Below are 16205 nucleotides of genomic sequence, written 5' to 3' on the forward strand. Positions count from 1 at the left end.
AAACATGGCAACAGCCAGCTTTCATATTGATCCAGCATCTTTCTTACATCAAGCTTTAAACTGGTCAAAAGGCTTTGAAGTAGTTTGTTTATTTCAATCAAACGAATTTCAGAACCAATATTCAGAAATACAAAGCTTGTTAGCGATTGGAGCCAAGGATGAATTGACAGCCAATGTAGGTCGTGCTTTTTCAGAAATAGAAGAATTTAAATCCCGTTATCCGCATCAGTGGATACCGGGATTTCTTTCTTACGATCTGAAAAACGAATTGGAGGATATTTCCACCAATCATCCAAACCCATTACAATTTCCAGACGCCTATTTTTTTATTCCTGAACTGCTGATCAAGTTTTCCAATGATCAGGTTGAAATTGAATGTGAAGGAAGTCCTGAAGCAATTTTCGAAACCATTCAAAGTTTTAAAATTCCGGATAATAGTAATAGTTATACCGGACATCTTCGCGCCAGAATGAGCAAAGAAGCGTATTTCCACGCTTTTGAGCAGATGATTTCCCACATAAAACGCGGAGATATCTACGAAGCAAATCTGTGTCAGGAATTTTATGATGATGCGGCAGCACTTAATAATTTAGAGGATCTGTATGAGCGTCTGAATGAAATTTCACCTACCCCCTTTTCCTGTTTCTTTAAGTGGAAGAATAAATATATCCTAAGCGCATCTCCTGAACGTTTTCTGGCAAAACGAGGTTCGACGGTTATTTCACAACCTATCAAGGGAACTGCAGCGCGCGGTAAAACGGAAGAAGAAGATGAGATCCTTCGGCATAATCTGGCAAACAATCCAAAAGAGATTTCAGAGAATGTCATGATCGTCGATCTGGTAAGAAATGATCTGACAAGAACTGCGATTCCAGGTACGGTAGAAGTTACGGAGAAACTGGGCGTCTACACCTTTAAGCATGTCCATCAGATGATCTCCACCATTTCGTGCCAGGTAGATAGCCGTGTAAAAGCCACCGATCTAATCAAAAACACCTTTCCTGCAGGATCCATGACCGGAGCTCCAAAACTATCGGCCATGAAATTATGCGATCGTTATGAGCATTCGCGCAGAGGAATCTATTCCGGCGCTATCGGTTATTTTGGACCCAATGGGGATTTCGATTTTAATGTAGTCATTCGTACGCTTCTTTATAATGCCGATAATCAATTCCTATCCTTTCATACTGGCAGTGCCATTACCATTGATGCAACTGCTGAACATGAATATGCCGAATGCCTAACCAAAGCCAGTGCCATTCTTCGCGCATTGGACAGTTTCATTAAATAAATTCATCACGTTTTCAACGTTTTGTAATTATTTTAATAATAAAACACCTAAATCATTAACATTTTACTATTTTTGCTTACGATTATAATTGCTGGTCATCATCTATTAGCTGGCACTATGTTTATTAGTTGAAATTTTTAATGGGAAGACATATTTTAAAAAGAGAACAAGCCATTACGTTTGTTAAGGAAACATTTGCAACTGGATTAAAAAAGGTGTTGAACCTTACGCCGGTTTCTTCACCTATTGTGGTATTGGATGGAACTGGTATCAACGATGACCTGAATGGCATTGAAAGACCCGTATCCTTTCCCATCAAATCGTTGGATGACCAACGCGCTGTTGTGGTCCATTCCCTAGCCAAATGGAAAAGGATCCGATTAAAGGAATTGGAGATGGAACCAGGTGAAGGTATTCTTACCGATATGCGTGCGTTAAGACCAGATGAGGATTATTCGCCGATCCATTCTATTTATGTAGATCAATGGGATTGGGAATGTTGCATTACGCCAGATCACCGGAACCTACCCTTCTTAAAGAAAACGGTAGAAGATATTTATTCGGTCATCTATTCCACCGAGCAAGCTGTTTCGGCACAATACCCACATATAGAAGCCGTATTGCCAGAAAACATACATTTCATTTCTTCCGAAGAGCTGTTATTGACCTCCCCGGATCTTACACCGAAGGAAAGGGAAAATGCCATTGCAAAAGAATACGGTGCTGTATTTTTATATGGAATCGGGGGCAACCTGTCCAATGGCTATCCGCATGATGGCCGCGCAGCAGATTACGACGATTGGAGCACCGGAAATGAAAGAGGATATAAAGGATTGAACGGCGATATTCTGGTATGGAATCCGGTTTTAGGAACTGCCTTTGAACTTTCATCCATGGGTATTCGGGTGGATAAAAAAGCTCTGATCACCCAATTGGAAATCAGGAACAGTATGGACAGGCAACAGTTAACCTTTCATCAGATGTTATTGAACGACCTCCTTCCTGAATCCATTGGAGGTGGTATCGGCCAATCAAGAATCTGTATGTTCATGCTGAAACTGAAACATATCGGCGAGGTACAGGTGAGTATCTGGGATCCAAAACGAAAAGAATCCCTATTGGAACAAGGCGTAGAACTCTTATAAAACATCCACACTATTATATATTCTATTATTCAATAAAACATGCAAAAATACTGCTAACATTTTTAGTAAATAAAAATATTAGTAGTATTTTTGTTTTATGAGGGAATCACACTTTGCCATAGTCGATATTGAGACAACGGGATCATACGCCGCTGCCAACCAGATTACGGAAATTGCCATATTCATATTCGATGGCAAAAAAATCATCGATGAGTATGTTACTTTGATCAACCCCATGTCCCCCATCCCCTTCCATATCCAGACCCTCACGGGCATTACCGATGAAATGGTTCAGGATGCGCCCACCTTTAAGGATGTCGCTGAAAACATCTACCAAATGCTTCGAGGAAGGATCTTTGTTGCCCATAATGTTCATTTTGACTATTCCTTCATCCTTGCTGGCCTAAAAAATGAAGGCTATGATTGGAAAGCGCAACGCCTTTGCACCGTAAGACTTGCCCGAAAAATATTTCCAGGCTTCCCTTCCTATAGCCTTGGTAAGATCTGCCAATCCTTAAACATACCTTTATCCGATCGCCACAGGGCATTTGGAGATGCAAAAGCAACCGTGGAGCTCTTTCGCCAAATTTATGAAAGGGATGAGGAACAGTACATCGCCAAAGCAGTTTCAGCAAAAGCGAAGGAACAGCGATTGCCAACACATATCCCATCAGAACTTTTCGAAAGCCTTCCATCAAGCACTGGAATCTACATTTTTCGAAATTCAAGTTCCAAGATTATCTACGTTGGCAAGGCCGTAAACATCAAAAAAAGGGTTATTTCCCATTTCAGTGGCAATAATCAAGGCGAACGGCGGCAGAAGTTCATCAATGAAATTGCCGACATTGAATTTCAGGAATCAGGCACGGAATTGATGGCCTTGATGATGGAATGTAACCTGATCAAAAAACATTGGCCGATCTATAACCGGGCCCTCAAAAAATATGAACCTAAATTCGGGCTTTTAAGCTATGAGGACCAGAATGGATACCTACGCTTATCGATCTGTCAAATCCGTAAAGGGGTCTATCCGGTCTATTATTTTAATACCGTCCATGAGTCTACCCAATTTTTGATGAAACTCATTGATACCTATAACTTGGATTATCGTTTATGTTCCTTTTTTGACAATGGAAAACAACCGAAGGAACGGGTGGAACCTGTGCTGAAGGAAAATCTTCCTGATGTGGAATCCTATAATGAACGTATGAACAATGCGCTGAACCATCTGGATCAGTTTAAAAGAAGCTTCTTAATTGTCGATAAAGGCAGGAACAGGGAAGAGAAAAGTTATGTGTATTTTAAAGATAACAAGGTGCACGCTGTTGGTTTTGTGGCCAACGATTTGGAAATAAGCAATATTGAGGATGTCATCGTTCAAGAAAACTTGGTTCACAGCAATTATTATATGAATAATCTTGCCGATAGTTATGCCTTAAGATATCCCAACCTGGTTTTAACTATCTAATACACCAAGCAGTATTTAAAAGAGTTTTAATTGAGGGTTTGGCAGTTGATCACCTTCAGATGTTTGGAAATTGGAAACCGTAACACCCAATAGTCGGATCTTTATTTCCTGCAGGTCAAGATTTTCCAATAACTCCAAGGCTAAATGCTCTATTTCTTGTTGGCTTCCAAAATAATCCAGCATGGTTTTACTACGGGTTATCTGGGTAAAATCTGCAAACTTCACCTTTAAGGTAATCGTTTTCGCCTTCCGCCCTGATTTATCCAATCGATTAAACACTTTCGCAGACAATTTGATCACTTCCGTTCTAAGATCTTCCAGTTCCCTAAGATCCTTTTCAAAAGTATCCTCCGCGCCAATGGATTTCGAAATGCGGTTGGGTTTTACAGGTCTATTATCTTCCCCTCGAACAATATGGAAGAAAAATTTCCCCGACTTCCCAAAATGAAAGATCATTTCCGATTCCGAAAACCTTTTCAAATCCTTTCCCGTAAAAATACCCAGTTGATGCATTTTCTTGGCTGTAACTTTTCCTACGCCAAAGAATTTATCCACCGGTAACTGCTCCAGAAATTTAACAATTTTGGAAGGTCCAATGAAGGTCAATCCATCCGGTTTTTGCAGGTCCGAAGCAATCTTCGCTACAAATTTGTTTACAGAAACACCTGCTGATGCTGTTAGCTGCAGTTCCTCACGAATGGCTTCTTTGATTTCCCTAGCGATATCCAAAGCGGATCCGATCCCTAATTTATCCTCCGTAACATCCAGAAAAGCCTCATCTAACGACAAAGGCTCAATAATATCGGTATACCTTAAAAATATCGTCCTGATATGATTAGAGACCTGTTTATACACATCAAATCGGGGGTAGGTAAAAAGCAGATCCGGGCATAGTTGAAGCGCCATCCGGGAGGACATTGCCGATTTAACACCAAATTTCCGAGCCTCATAACTCGCTGTTGCTACCACCCCACGGCCATCCGGAGAACCGCCAACAGCTAAAGGTTTCCCCCGAAATTCGGGAAAGTCCCGCTGCTCTACCGAAGCGTAGAAAGCATCCATATCGATATGTATGATTTTTCGCATATTTTGGTCAAAAAATACATCCAGGTATTTTTTCGAGGTAATTTAGCTAATAAATATAGTATCTTTGCAGCAATCAAATATTAAAATTGAAAATGAGCAAAGTTAAAGTTGGATTGGTACAAATGTCCTGTGTAAAAGATAAACAGGCAAATTTGGATAAAGCGATTGTAAAAGTTCGTGAAGCTGCTGCAAAAGGCGCCCAAATAGTTTGTTTACAAGAACTTTTTACCTCCCTATATTTCTGTGATGTAGAAGACTATGACAATTTCGATTTAGCGGAATCTATCCCTGGTCCTTCTACAGATGCCCTCTCTGCAGTTGCAAAAGAATTAGGTGTCGTTATTATTGCTTCTTTATTTGAAAAACGTACAGAAGGATTATACCACAATACCACAGCTGTTTTAGATGCTGATGGTTCATACTTGGGCAAGTACCGCAAAATGCATATCCCTGATGATCCTGCCTTTTACGAGAAATTCTATTTCACACCGGGCGATCTAGGCTATAAGGTTTTCCAAACCAAATTTGGTAAAATTGGGGTATTGATCTGTTGGGATCAATGGTATCCAGAAGCTTCTAGAATCACCGCCCTAATGGGTGCTGAAATCCTTTTCTACCCGACGGCTATCGGATGGGCAACTGATCAGGATGAAGAAACCAATGTCGATCAATATAATGCTTGGCAAACCATCCAACGCTCACATGCTGTTGCCAATGGTGTTCCTGTAGTATCTGTCAACCGTGTGGGATTTGAGCAAGATGGTGCCATGAAATTCTGGGGCGGAAGTTTTGTAACCAACCCGCAAGGAAAATTGCTTTACCTAGCTTCCCATGATCAAGAAGAAGTGGAAGTGGTGGAGTTAGATCTTAAACAATCGGATTACTTCCGCAAGCATTGGCCATTCTTACGTGATAGACGTATTGAAACTTACAGTCCAATCACAAAACGCTTTATTGACGAAGATTAATTAGCATAAATCCATTACACAAAATACCTTCATGTTCATTTCCTGGTTGGAATACCCTTCATGAAGGTATTTTTATGTATCCAAACATATGAACACAAATTCCTCCCTTTATTCCATCGAAGAAACTCCCAAAGCATTAGGTTTCCGATTTCCTGCAGAATGGGAAAAACAAGAAGCCCTTTGGTTGTCTTGGCCGCATAAAGAAGAATCTTGGCCAGGTAAAATTGAAACCATCTATGCACCCTACAGCGAATTTATTAAAGTTGTTGCAGAAGATCAGTTGGTAAGAATCAATGTGGCAGATGAAGACATGAAAGCATTTGCCTCCAAACATATTGAGGCTGCCGGAACGAATATGGAAAATGTAAGTTTCCATTTCAATCCGACAAATGATGCCTGGTGCCGTGATCATGGGCCCGCATTCCTAATCAATACCAATACCGGAGAAAAAGCGGTTGTAGATTGGGGATATAATGCCTGGGGAGGTAAATATCCGCCCTTTGATCTGGATGATGTGGTTCCAACAAGAATCGCAAAGGAATTTAATCTAAAACTTTTCACCCCTCCTATTGTTATGGAAGGAGGATCGGTGGAGTTCAATGGTCAAGGGACTGTGCTAACTACAACGGCCTGTCTGTTGAACGAAAACAGAAATCCTCATTTGACCAAGGAACAAATAGAACAGTATTTATTGGATTATTATGGCCAGGACCAAGTTTTATGGTTGGGCGATGGTATCATTGGAGATGATACCGATGGTCATATAGATGATATTACCCGTTTTGTTTCGGAGGACACCGTTCTTACCGTAATCGAGGAAGATCCATCGGATGAGAATTATCCTATTCTTCAGGAAAACTTAGAGACCTTGAAGAATATGAAATTAAAAGATGGTCGTTCTTTAAAAATCGTGGAATTGCCTATGCCGAAACCGGTTATCTATGAAGACCAACAATTACCTGCCTCCTATGCCAATTTTTATATTGCCAATAAGGTAGTAGTTGTTCCTGTATTCAACGATCCAAACGATCAGAAAGCATTGGATATTATTCAATCCTGCTTTCCAGACCGTAAAGTTATCGGTATCAATTCAGTAGATATTATTTGGGGATTGGGAAGTTTCCATTGTTTAAGTCAACAAGAACCCACAATTTAAGCCAGCACCATACTATGAAAATCACAAACATTACACTAACTACCTTGTTCTTCTTCCTTTGCATCGGATTGTTGAATGCGCAGGAAAGAGATGACAGGGCTACTATTTTAAATTTCAAGGGAATCCAGTATAAATCAAAGGATTCCTTGTTCTATACCAACTTCCGATTCCGTATGCAGAACCGTTTAGGTTTCTCCAACGAAATCAATGGTGAAGACGATGGAAAATTCGATGCCCGAATCAGAAGGCTGAGAATGCGTATGGATGGTTATATCTATACCCCAAAGATTTCCTATTCGGTACAATTGGCATTTACCCGAAGTGACCAGGATGTTGATGATACAGGGATTGCCAATATCGTTCGTGATGCGGTCGTTTTCTACAATTTCTCCGATGACTTCTATATTTCATTTGGACAGAACAAATTACCTGGTAACCGTCAAAGGGTAAACTCTTCCGGACAATTACAATTTGCAGACCGTTCTTTGGTGAACAGTAACTTTACGATCGACCGTGACTTTGGAGTTTCCCTAAACTACAGTAAAGAGGTCGGTTCCGTTGCGTTCTCAGCGAAAGGTGCTGTTTCTACTGGTGAAGGAAGACCAGCCAATTCAACAGATGATGGTTTGGCCTATACCGGACGGGTAGAATTTCTTCCTTTAGGTAAATTCACCAATGAAAATGATTACCAAGAGGGTGACCTTGTCCGTGAGGAAACACCGAAAATCTCCTTTGGTGGAGGTTATTCCTACAATGACCGCACCATTCGCGAAGGTGGTCAAACCGGCCGTTATGTACAAAACCCATTTACCTTGAAAACCAGTTTTGCGGATATGATTTTCAAATACATGGGATTTGCTTATCAAGCAGAATACATGCGCAGGGATGTGGATAATCCTTTAAATATAACGGATGAAGATGAACCAGAACCAACCGTTGCCTATAAAGGATGGGGATTGAACCAACAGATCTCCTACCTCATGAATAAAGGTTATGAAATAGCGGGACGTTATACGTATATCGAACCACACCAGGACATTCAGGATTTTGAACGTCAAACTGAAGTTGTGGAATTAGGCTTGACAAAATACATGAAAGCTCACCGTTTAAAATTCCAACTGAACGGTAGTTATACTTTTAAAGATGGCTACTTCAATAATAATAACCAAAAAGGAACTTGGGGAGGAATTTTCCAAGTAGAATTAGGTATCTAATCCTATTTTTCTTCTTTATATAAGCGAGGTGTAAGTGACTTACACCTTGAGCCTAATTTGAAACAAATATGTATATTTAAAGGAGATAAAAATAGCATGACATATTATATTATTGCAGGAGAAACTTCGGGAGATCTACACGGTGCGAATCTGATTAAGGCGCTGAAAAAAGAAGATCCTGAAGCTGAATTCCATATAGTTGGTGGCGATCAGATGCAGCAAGCATCCGGCGTTAAACCATTAATACATACCTCAGAAATGGCTTTTATGGGATTTGTTGAAGTATTAATGAACCTAAGAAGCATTGCTCGCAACCTGAAGAAAGTAAAAGCCGACATACAGCGAGTGAATCCTGACACCCTTATCCTCATCGATTTTCCTGGTTTTAACCTGAAAGTAGCATCCTTTGCGAAAAAAATTGGCCTTAGGGTTTGTTATTATATTTCCCCTAAAATATGGGCCTGGAATCAAAAGAGAGTATACAAGATCAAGCGATTGGTCGATCATATGTTCTGTATTTTACCATTCGAGGTCAATTTTTATAAACAGTTCCACTATAAAGTGGACTATGTGGGCAACCCGCTTTTGGATGCCATTTCTAGCTATGAATTCAATCCTAATTTCAAAGAAGAGAATGGTCTTTCCGATCTGCCAATCATAGCGCTGTTACCGGGTAGCCGAAAGATGGAACTGGAGTATATTCTTCCAGAGATGGTGAAGCTTCATAATTTTTTCCCGGTACACCAATTGGTCATTGCTGGAGCACCGAATTTTGATTATAACTATTACCAAAGTTATTTTGGCGATTACCCGATCAAGGTGGTATTCAATCAGACCTATGACCTATTGAAACATGCATCTGCCGCTGCTGTGACTTCCGGTACGGCCACCTTAGAAACTGCCCTCCTACGCGTTCCGCAGGTTGTGGTCTATAAAGCAAATCCAATCTCTGTTGCTATAGCAAGAAGGTTGGTAAAAGTGCAATTCATTTCCTTGGTCAACCTGATCAACAACTACCTCTCTGTTATCGAATTGATCCAAGAAGATTGTACAGCCATGGATATGGCCAACGAATTAGGGAAATTAATGAATAACCCGGAACATCGGGCAAGCGTGTTGGAAAACTATGATGTATTGATCGAAAAAATGGGTACTCCGGGTGCATCGGAAAAGACGGCAGCCTTAATAAAAGCATACCTGACCGAAGAAAATTAAACTTTTTTACCAATTCCTTGTCTGTATTATATAGGAGATAGAAAAATGAAATATATACTTAGTATAGGTTTGATGATGTGCAGTCTGATAGGCTTTTCTCAAACCACCGAACATATCACGAAATTAGAACTTGGAAAAAAGGAGAAGAAGACCTTTAGCAAGGGCGATTCCACTATGGTCATTAAGATCGATACCTTGATCATGAAAGATAAAGCCAGATTGGATTTCTTTGCAAAAAAAGACGTGAAATTGGAAATTGGGTATGCGGAGATCGGAAACAATGTAGTGATTACGGGAACCGATAGTAAGAATAATGCGACCAATTTTGACATTAGTTCCAATTTTCAACAATTAGGTTCTTTATTTATCATTGCTCGAGGATTTGATGCGTTCAATGGAACAAGAACTTTCCCGAATGGAAATGGTGGAAAAGTAACCCTTGCCTATAACGACAAAGGTATTGTACCACAAACCAAAGAAAAGAACAAGAAAAACTATGTATTTGTAGATGTTCAACCCGGCGGTTTAAGTGTGAATCCAAGCTCCGAGATCAGACAGATCTATTCTAGGATCGCCATGTCGCCAGGAGGATTAAGAGGATTGCCGCAGGGGCAGATCTACTCTGGATCTCCAGGTATGGAAGGAAAAGTAGAAATCAAACCCATGAATTAATGGGCAAAGCATAAGGATAATGGCGTCAATTTTTTGACGCCTTTTTTATTTTATGTAAATTTAGGATATGAAAATATTAGCATTTGCAGGCAGCAATAGTCGGCATTCCATCAATAAAAAACTGGTGACCTCGGTATCAAAATATTATAAAGAATCAGATGATAGCATTGAAATACTAGATCTCAATGATTATGAGATGCCGATCTTTTCCGTAGATCGGGAAAAAGAGGATGGTATTCCGGAGCTCGCCCATGCATTTGCGGCAAAAATCGACGCTGCGGACCTGTTATTGATTTCTCTTTCTGAAAACAACAGCAGTTATAGTGCGGCCTACAAGAACATTATGGATTGGGTATCCCGGATTAAAGGCAGAAAAGTCTTTGGCGATAAGCCTGTATTCCTAATGGGTACCAGTGATGGTGCGCGCGGAGCACGATCTGTATTGGAGGCGGCCGAGAATCGGATGCCTCGCGATGGAGCCAAATTATTGGATATTTTCTCCCTCCCTACCTTTTATGAAAACTTTGAAGAAGGTAAAGGTGTTACAGATTTAGCACTGCGATCAAAATTGGAAGCAATGGTCAGAAAAACCAAAAGAACAATGAAGGATAAGTTAGCTGCTAAAAAAGATTAAACAAACTGAACGATAAACAATTAAACAATACATATCATGGCAAAAAAAGTTTTATTATTAGTAGGCGATTACGTAGAAGATTATGAAGCAATGGTTCCATTTCAGGCAATGGGATCTGTAGGTATAGAAGTTGATGCTATCGCTCCTGATCGCAAGAAAGGAGATGTTGTTCCTACAGCCGTTCATGATTTTACCGGAGATCAGACCTACAAAGAATTGCGAGGGCATAATTTTGCCATCAATAAGGATTTTGATGCTGTAAATCCAGATGATTATGACGGTTTATATATTGCGGGTGGGCGCTCTGCTGAGTATATCCGTTTAAATAAACGTGTGATCGAGATTACGAAAGCATTCTTTGAAAAAGACAAACCCGTAGCAGCCATCTGCCATGGTATTCAAGTATTGACTACCGCGCAGGTATTAAAAGGCAGAACTTTGACAGCTTATGTAGCGGTAGGTCCGGACATTGAACTTGCTGGTGGTACATGGAAGAACATACCGGCAGATCAAGCCGTAGTTGATGGCAATTTAGTGACTTCTCCAGCTTGGCCAGGTCACCAAGAAATTCTGAAAGAATTCTATAAACTCTTAGGTATCACAATTAAATTATAATGGCCAAACAACGAAGTATTAAAAAGATTTGGTTGTTCGCCATCCCTTTGATATTGATTTTAGGATATTTCATCTATGATGCCTATTCCCAACCCAATATCAAAGACTTGCCGGGCGATTTTGAAGAGGTCGCTTTTGTAAGGAATGAAAACAATAAAGGGGGAATCATCCGTATCTACGCCGTTACGGTGGGCGATCCTTTGAACGCACAATACGACCAATGTGCCGATCTATTTCCGGTAAATGATTATGGAAGTATTACGAAGATTTACTTTTTTGATAAAAGCAAACCCTTCCCTACCAGTTTACAATTGGAAGATCCGCACTATGATGCTGAAAAATATGAAGCAATCAATATTCTCAGCAGAAGGGGCGTAAATAAATAATTAATAGATAATTAGCATAGGGCAATCTTTAATAAAGATTGCCCTATTTTTTATATTATAATTTTTATAACTAATTTTTACTTGTTAAATTTTAATAATATAAATTTTTATTTAATTTTGTTTCAACAAACAAACATTATTAACACTATTCTTTATGAATAAACACGCTTTCCAAAAAGCTAAGAATAAATATGTTGCACCCACTATCGGCGTAATCATCCTGCAGAAAGAGCAATATTCGGCCTTGATCCAAACCAGTCATCCGATAATAAAACATCCAAAAGAAAATTCCAATCCTCAAAAAAACAATCTTTAAAAACGCTTTGTAAGGTTATTTGTTTTAAAAAAAAGGCAGGTTATTTATTTAATAATTTGTTAATATTTAAGTAACTTATTCCAAACAAAGCCCTTTCATATTTGGGCTATCATGAGTATAACAGAAATGGCGAGTAAATTTATTCCAAGAGATATCAGTTGGTTAAGTTTTAATGGGCGAGTATTACAAGAAGCTGCGGATCCGGAAGTTCCTTTAGCCTTAAGAATCAAGTTCTTAGGTATCTTCTCCAATAATTTAGATGAATTCTTTCGTGTTAGGGTCGCTGCTTTAAAGCGGGCTGCAGAAATCAACAACAAAATAACCAATAGTTATTATTACGAAAGTCCGAACATCATCCTGGAAAAAATCAACGAGCTTGTTATCAAACAACAAAAGAAATTCGATAAGATCTGGCTCCAGGTGCAGAAGGAAATGGCCAAACAAAAGGTATTCATCAAAACTGCTGAACAGTTATCCCAGGCCCAATTAAAGTTTGTAAGGGAATATTTTGAAGAAGAGGTCGAAAGCAGTATCATTCCCCTTTTGTTGGATGAAACCCGACCATTACCTTACCTGCGGGACAAAAGTCTATTTCTAGGTGTGTCCATGAATAAGGAAGATTGGCAATATGAAACCAAGTTTGCGATTATTGAATTGCCCTCAAGGCAATTAGGAAGATTCGTGATCCTGCCATCCCCTAAAGGCCAGACCCATATTATACTCATTGAAGATGTGGTAAAGGTAAATCTCCCTTATATTTTCTCCTATTTCGGTTTCGATCATTTTGAAGCCAACACGTTCAAAATCACGAAAGATGCGGAATTTGACCTGGACAATGATGTCAATACCACCTTGGTAGAAAAGATAAGCAAAGGAATCAAGAACCGTAGGAAAGGAAAACCGACGAGGTTTGTGTTCGATCAGGATATGGATCAGAAACTATTGGAGTTTTTGATTCGAAAATTGAGTCTCAGCAAAAGAGACAGTATCATCCCTGGCCAGAAGATCCATAATTTCAAACATTTCATGGATTTTCCGAATGTCTTTAAATCGTATGAAAAGCCAATAGAAAGAACCTCCTTTGAGCATCCTGAATTTACAGGAAAGGAAAGGGTTACCGATATCATCCTTAAGAAGGATGTACTTCTCTCCTTCCCATACCATGAATTCCGCCCGATGATCGATCTTCTACGTGAAGCGGCGATGGATCCTGACGTGAAAACAATCAAGATTACCATCTATCGAATGGCATCCAATTCCAAGATTGCGAATGCTTTGGTCAATGCCGCACGAAATGGCAAAGAAGTTACGGTGATGTTGGAATTAAGGGCAAGATTTGATGAGGAACAGAACCTGGAATGGAAAGAACGTTTTGAAATGGAAGGTGTTAAAGTATTGGTGGGACTTCCGAACAAAAAAATCCATGCTAAGTTATGTATTATTAAGAAAAGGGTTCAGAATAAAACGGTACAATATGGATTCGTGAGCACCGGAAACATCAATGAAAAGACGGCAAAGCTTTATGGTGATTATTGCTTAATGACGAGCAATAAAGGCGTCATGGCAGATATCAATAAAATATTCAATACGCTTCAGAAACCGAAGCTTCCATTGGAACAGACGATAAAGAACAACAAGAACCTGATGGTCTGTCCTACGGATATGCGGATCCAATTGATTGACCTTATAGAAAAGGAAATCGTTGAGGCTAAGGCTGGGAGAAAATCACATATCATCATCAAAATCAACTCTTTAAGTGATAAGGAGTGTATTAAAAAACTATACGATGCAGCAACGGCTGGCGTAAAGATCGACCTGATCGTTAGAGGGATTTATTGTGCGGTCAATCAGAAAAAATTTGTAGAGCCAATACACGCGATCAGCATTGTGGATGAGTACTTGGAACATGCTCGTGTATTTTATTTTTACCATGCGGGTAAGGAACTAACCTATATATCTTCAGCAGATCTCATGACCCGAAACCTGGACCATCGAATCGAGGCAGCTGTTAAAATCCACTCCAAGAAATTAAAGCTTGAACTAAAGGATATGTTGGAGATCCAGTTAAAGGATAATGTAAAGGCAAGGAACCTGAACAAGAAACAGGACAATGAATATGTGAGCAATGATAATTTGCCATTCCGCTCGCAGATAGAGATTTACAAATACCTTGTTGAAAAGAAAATGGCCGTAGAAGAAGAAGGTCAAGAATCTTAGGTATTTTTATTTTGCTAATATTTTTAGTATTTTAGTAAAAATATTGGGCAAATGGAAAAATCATTTATCAACGGAAGAGGCGCGCAGGAGAATGTACATAATGTGTTTTTCAAGGAATCGTATGTTCAGGAGCATGTGGAAGGAATTGATGATTGGGAGCAGGATAAACCAAAAACAAACTTTAGCATTGTCCATCCAAAAAGTATAGTCAATAAAGTCGAAAGCCCTGATGTGGGTATGGAATACTCCCTCAATCCATATCAGGGATGCGAACATGGTTGTATCTATTGTTACGCCCGTAATTCCCATCAATATTGGGGCCTTAGTGCAGGTTTGGACTTTGAAACAAAGATCCTGGTTAAAGCCAATGCTCCGAAATTATTCCGCGAATTTTTGCAGAAAAAATCTTGGGATGGTAAAGTTATTTCGCTGTCGGGCAATACCGATTGTTATCAACCACTGGAAAGGAAATTTAAACTGACCAGGTCCATTCTAAAAATTGCACAAGAATTTGGTCAACCTATCAGCATCATCAGTAAAAACAGTTTGGTACTACGAGATGCAGATATCTTATCGGAAATGGCAAAAAAGAATCAATGTGCTGTTTTCATCTCCATCAATTCCCTGACCGAATCCACCCGGCAACTGTTGGAACCTCGAACCGTAACAGCAAAACAGCGTTTAAAAGTATTGGAGAATTTAAGTGCGCAAGGTATTCCTGTAGGCATCATGTGTGCACCCGTAATTCCTGGATTAACAGATCATGAGATTCCGAACATTTTGAAAAGTGCAGCAGATGCAGGAGCTAAATGGGCAGGTTATACTAATGTGAGATTGAACGGAGAAATAGGAAAGATTTTCGAGAATTGGCTTTTCCAAGCTTATCCAGATCGGGCCAATAAGATCTGGCATAGTATTCAAAGTTGCCATCATGGAAAGGTGAATGATAGTGAATTTGGGAACCGAATGAAAGGAACCGGGAAATTAGCGGAAATCATAAAGGACACTTTTAAGATGCATTGTAAAAGAAATAAATTAAATGAAAGTATACTTGAATTAGATTCTTCGAATTTTCGTAATCGCATTGATAATCAGCTTAATCTATTCAATTTTTAAAGGTTTAAACATGAATATTTTAATGTTAAGTAATGTTAAATTAACATTGTAACAGGTATGTTGCACACATAGTGGCACTTTTCTTGGTTAATAGTTTGAGAGTTTTACAAAACACTAATAACTATTTAAACAAAAAATTATTGTACTATGAAAACAACATGGAAATTACTCAGTCTACTATTTGTCGCATTATTAACATTTTCAGCTTGTTCTAAAGATGATGATCCTGCAGATAATGACTTTTTTGTAGATAATTACAAAGGAACTACAAGTTATGTGAACACGAACGGTGATGATGATGTAGAAAGCGGACAAGGAACAGTTTTTGTAACCAAAGTTGGAGATACTTATAACTTCGGTTTTGACAGAAATATTCCTAACATCAATGGAATTAAAATGGAAAAAGGAGATAATAACAGAATTTTCTTCAACTCTGATGCATTAGGTTCTATTACCATCAATCAGGATGATTTAACCATTCTTTACCATACTGATGGTAAAACTTGGACAGCAAACTGTAAAAGAGACTAAAAAAACTGTAATAGAAAATATTCGAAATACAGATTAATTTAAAAAAAGGCTTTCAATAAATTATGAGGGCACTGAAAAAGTCTCAACTTTTTAATGAGATTTAAAGAAATGACTGAGTACAAGATTTATCTTACTCGGTCATTTTTGTTCTAAGGATTTCTGAAAATTTGTTTTT

General features: G+C 39.1%; 16 protein-coding genes. 15 read left to right on the forward strand and 1 reads right to left on the reverse strand.

Annotated elements, in window-relative coordinates:
- Positions 1 to 4: 4 nt before the first annotated feature.
- The 3 genes from VJ786_RS07245 (at position 5) to VJ786_RS07255 (ending at position 3904) form a co-directional block, all read left to right on the forward strand.
- The gene (locus VJ786_RS07245) at positions 5 to 1291 is read left to right on the forward strand and encodes an anthranilate synthase component I family protein (RefSeq protein WP_134776481.1); all 1287 of its coding nucleotides are present in this window, start codon (positions 5 to 7) and stop codon (positions 1289 to 1291) included.
- Between the two features lie 140 nt (positions 1292 to 1431).
- Positions 1432 to 2436, forward strand: a complete 1005-nt coding sequence (gene asnA, locus VJ786_RS07250) for an aspartate--ammonia ligase (RefSeq protein ID WP_336557490.1) — start codon at positions 1432 to 1434, stop codon at positions 2434 to 2436.
- Between the two features lie 97 nt (positions 2437 to 2533).
- On the forward strand, positions 2534 to 3904 hold the full coding sequence (locus tag VJ786_RS07255; protein WP_134776483.1) for an exonuclease domain-containing protein: 1371 nt from the start codon (positions 2534 to 2536) through the stop codon (positions 3902 to 3904).
- 15 nt (positions 3905 to 3919) lie between these two features.
- Here VJ786_RS07255 and dinB read toward each other — a convergent pair whose 3' ends face one another.
- Positions 3920 to 4990: a DNA polymerase IV gene (gene dinB, locus VJ786_RS07260; RefSeq protein ID WP_134776484.1), complete on the reverse strand. Its 1071-nt coding sequence runs from the start codon at positions 4988 to 4990 to the stop codon at positions 3920 to 3922.
- A 92-nt stretch (positions 4991 to 5082) separates the two neighbouring features.
- Here dinB and VJ786_RS07265 point away from each other — a divergent pair, with 92 nt between their 5' ends.
- The 12 genes from VJ786_RS07265 to VJ786_RS07320 all read left to right on the forward strand — a co-directional run bounded on the left by VJ786_RS07265 (position 5083) and on the right by VJ786_RS07320 (position 16030).
- Positions 5083 to 5958, forward strand: coding sequence for a carbon-nitrogen hydrolase (locus VJ786_RS07265; protein WP_134776485.1), 876 nt, complete (start codon positions 5083 to 5085; stop codon positions 5956 to 5958).
- 88 nt (positions 5959 to 6046) lie between these two features.
- The gene (locus VJ786_RS07270; RefSeq protein ID WP_134776486.1) at positions 6047 to 7114 is read left to right on the forward strand and encodes an agmatine deiminase family protein; all 1068 of its coding nucleotides are present in this window, start codon (positions 6047 to 6049) and stop codon (positions 7112 to 7114) included.
- A 14-nt stretch (positions 7115 to 7128) separates the two neighbouring features.
- On the forward strand, positions 7129 to 8328 hold the full coding sequence (locus VJ786_RS07275; RefSeq protein ID WP_134776487.1) for a porin: 1200 nt from the start codon (positions 7129 to 7131) through the stop codon (positions 8326 to 8328).
- A gap of 96 nt (positions 8329 to 8424) precedes the next feature.
- On the forward strand, positions 8425 to 9543 hold the full coding sequence (gene lpxB, locus VJ786_RS07280) for a lipid-A-disaccharide synthase (protein ID WP_134776488.1): 1119 nt from the start codon (positions 8425 to 8427) through the stop codon (positions 9541 to 9543).
- 45 nt (positions 9544 to 9588) lie between these two features.
- Positions 9589 to 10215 (forward strand): hypothetical protein, encoded by a 627-nt coding sequence (locus VJ786_RS07285; RefSeq protein WP_134776489.1) that lies wholly within the window; start codon positions 9589 to 9591, stop codon positions 10213 to 10215.
- A gap of 67 nt (positions 10216 to 10282) precedes the next feature.
- Positions 10283 to 10849 carry an NADPH-dependent FMN reductase gene (locus VJ786_RS07290; RefSeq protein WP_134776490.1) on the forward strand — a complete coding sequence of 189 codons (567 nt, stop codon included), beginning with the start codon at positions 10283 to 10285 and terminating at the stop codon, positions 10847 to 10849.
- A gap of 36 nt (positions 10850 to 10885) precedes the next feature.
- Complete coding sequence (locus VJ786_RS07295; RefSeq protein WP_099367846.1) at positions 10886 to 11464, forward strand: DJ-1/PfpI family protein; 579 nt, start codon at positions 10886 to 10888, stop codon at positions 11462 to 11464.
- Positions 11464 to 11850 (forward strand): hypothetical protein, encoded by a 387-nt coding sequence (locus VJ786_RS07300; protein WP_134776491.1) that lies wholly within the window; start codon positions 11464 to 11466, stop codon positions 11848 to 11850. The genes VJ786_RS07295 and VJ786_RS07300 overlap by 1 nt, the downstream gene beginning before the upstream one ends.
- Before the next feature lie 154 nt (positions 11851 to 12004).
- Positions 12005 to 12166, forward strand: a complete 162-nt coding sequence (locus tag VJ786_RS07305; protein WP_167554224.1) for a hypothetical protein — start codon at positions 12005 to 12007, stop codon at positions 12164 to 12166.
- Positions 12167 to 12277: 111 nt separating this feature from the next.
- Positions 12278 to 14383 carry a polyphosphate kinase 1 gene (gene ppk1 / locus VJ786_RS07310; RefSeq protein ID WP_209023099.1) on the forward strand — a complete coding sequence of 702 codons (2106 nt, stop codon included), beginning with the start codon at positions 12278 to 12280 and terminating at the stop codon, positions 14381 to 14383.
- A gap of 51 nt (positions 14384 to 14434) precedes the next feature.
- Positions 14435 to 15499, forward strand: a complete 1065-nt coding sequence (locus VJ786_RS07315) for a PA0069 family radical SAM protein (protein WP_134776492.1) — start codon at positions 14435 to 14437, stop codon at positions 15497 to 15499.
- A gap of 147 nt (positions 15500 to 15646) precedes the next feature.
- Positions 15647 to 16030 carry a hypothetical protein gene (locus VJ786_RS07320; protein ID WP_134776493.1) on the forward strand — a complete coding sequence of 128 codons (384 nt, stop codon included), beginning with the start codon at positions 15647 to 15649 and terminating at the stop codon, positions 16028 to 16030.
- Positions 16031 to 16205 lie beyond the last annotated feature (175 nt).

The organism is Sphingobacterium tenebrionis, assembly GCF_037126265.1.
Classification (GTDB): Bacteria; Bacteroidota; Bacteroidia; order Sphingobacteriales; family Sphingobacteriaceae; genus Sphingobacterium; species Sphingobacterium tenebrionis.

Excerpts from the sequence above, each read along its gene's own strand:
- VJ786_RS07305 (WP_167554224.1), top strand. The coding sequence starts at position 12,005 with ATGAATAAACACGCTTTCCAAAAAGCTAAGAATAAATATGTTGCACCC.
- VJ786_RS07315 (WP_134776492.1), top strand. The coding sequence starts at position 14,435 with ATGGAAAAATCATTTATCAACGGAAGAGGCGCGCAGGAGAATGTACAT.
- lpxB (WP_134776488.1), top strand. The coding sequence starts at position 8,425 with ATGACATATTATATTATTGCAGGAGAAACTTCGGGAGATCTACACGGT.
- dinB (WP_134776484.1), bottom strand. The coding sequence starts at position 4,990 with ATGCGAAAAATCATACATATCGATATGGATGCTTTCTACGCTTCGGTA.
- VJ786_RS07275 (WP_134776487.1), top strand. The coding sequence starts at position 7,129 with ATGAAAATCACAAACATTACACTAACTACCTTGTTCTTCTTCCTTTGC.
- asnA (WP_336557490.1), top strand. The coding sequence starts at position 1,432 with ATGGGAAGACATATTTTAAAAAGAGAACAAGCCATTACGTTTGTTAAG.
- VJ786_RS07245 (WP_134776481.1), top strand. The coding sequence starts at position 5 with ATGGCAACAGCCAGCTTTCATATTGATCCAGCATCTTTCTTACATCAA.
- VJ786_RS07320 (WP_134776493.1), top strand. The coding sequence starts at position 15,647 with ATGAAAACAACATGGAAATTACTCAGTCTACTATTTGTCGCATTATTA.
- VJ786_RS07290 (WP_134776490.1), top strand. The coding sequence starts at position 10,283 with ATGAAAATATTAGCATTTGCAGGCAGCAATAGTCGGCATTCCATCAAT.
- VJ786_RS07270 (WP_134776486.1), top strand. The coding sequence starts at position 6,047 with ATGAACACAAATTCCTCCCTTTATTCCATCGAAGAAACTCCCAAAGCA.
- VJ786_RS07285 (WP_134776489.1), top strand. The coding sequence starts at position 9,589 with ATGAAATATATACTTAGTATAGGTTTGATGATGTGCAGTCTGATAGGC.
- VJ786_RS07300 (WP_134776491.1), top strand. The coding sequence starts at position 11,464 with ATGGCCAAACAACGAAGTATTAAAAAGATTTGGTTGTTCGCCATCCCT.
- ppk1 (WP_209023099.1), top strand. The coding sequence starts at position 12,278 with ATGAGTATAACAGAAATGGCGAGTAAATTTATTCCAAGAGATATCAGT.
- VJ786_RS07265 (WP_134776485.1), top strand. The coding sequence starts at position 5,083 with ATGAGCAAAGTTAAAGTTGGATTGGTACAAATGTCCTGTGTAAAAGAT.
- VJ786_RS07255 (WP_134776483.1), top strand. The coding sequence starts at position 2,534 with ATGAGGGAATCACACTTTGCCATAGTCGATATTGAGACAACGGGATCA.
- VJ786_RS07295 (WP_099367846.1), top strand. The coding sequence starts at position 10,886 with ATGGCAAAAAAAGTTTTATTATTAGTAGGCGATTACGTAGAAGATTAT.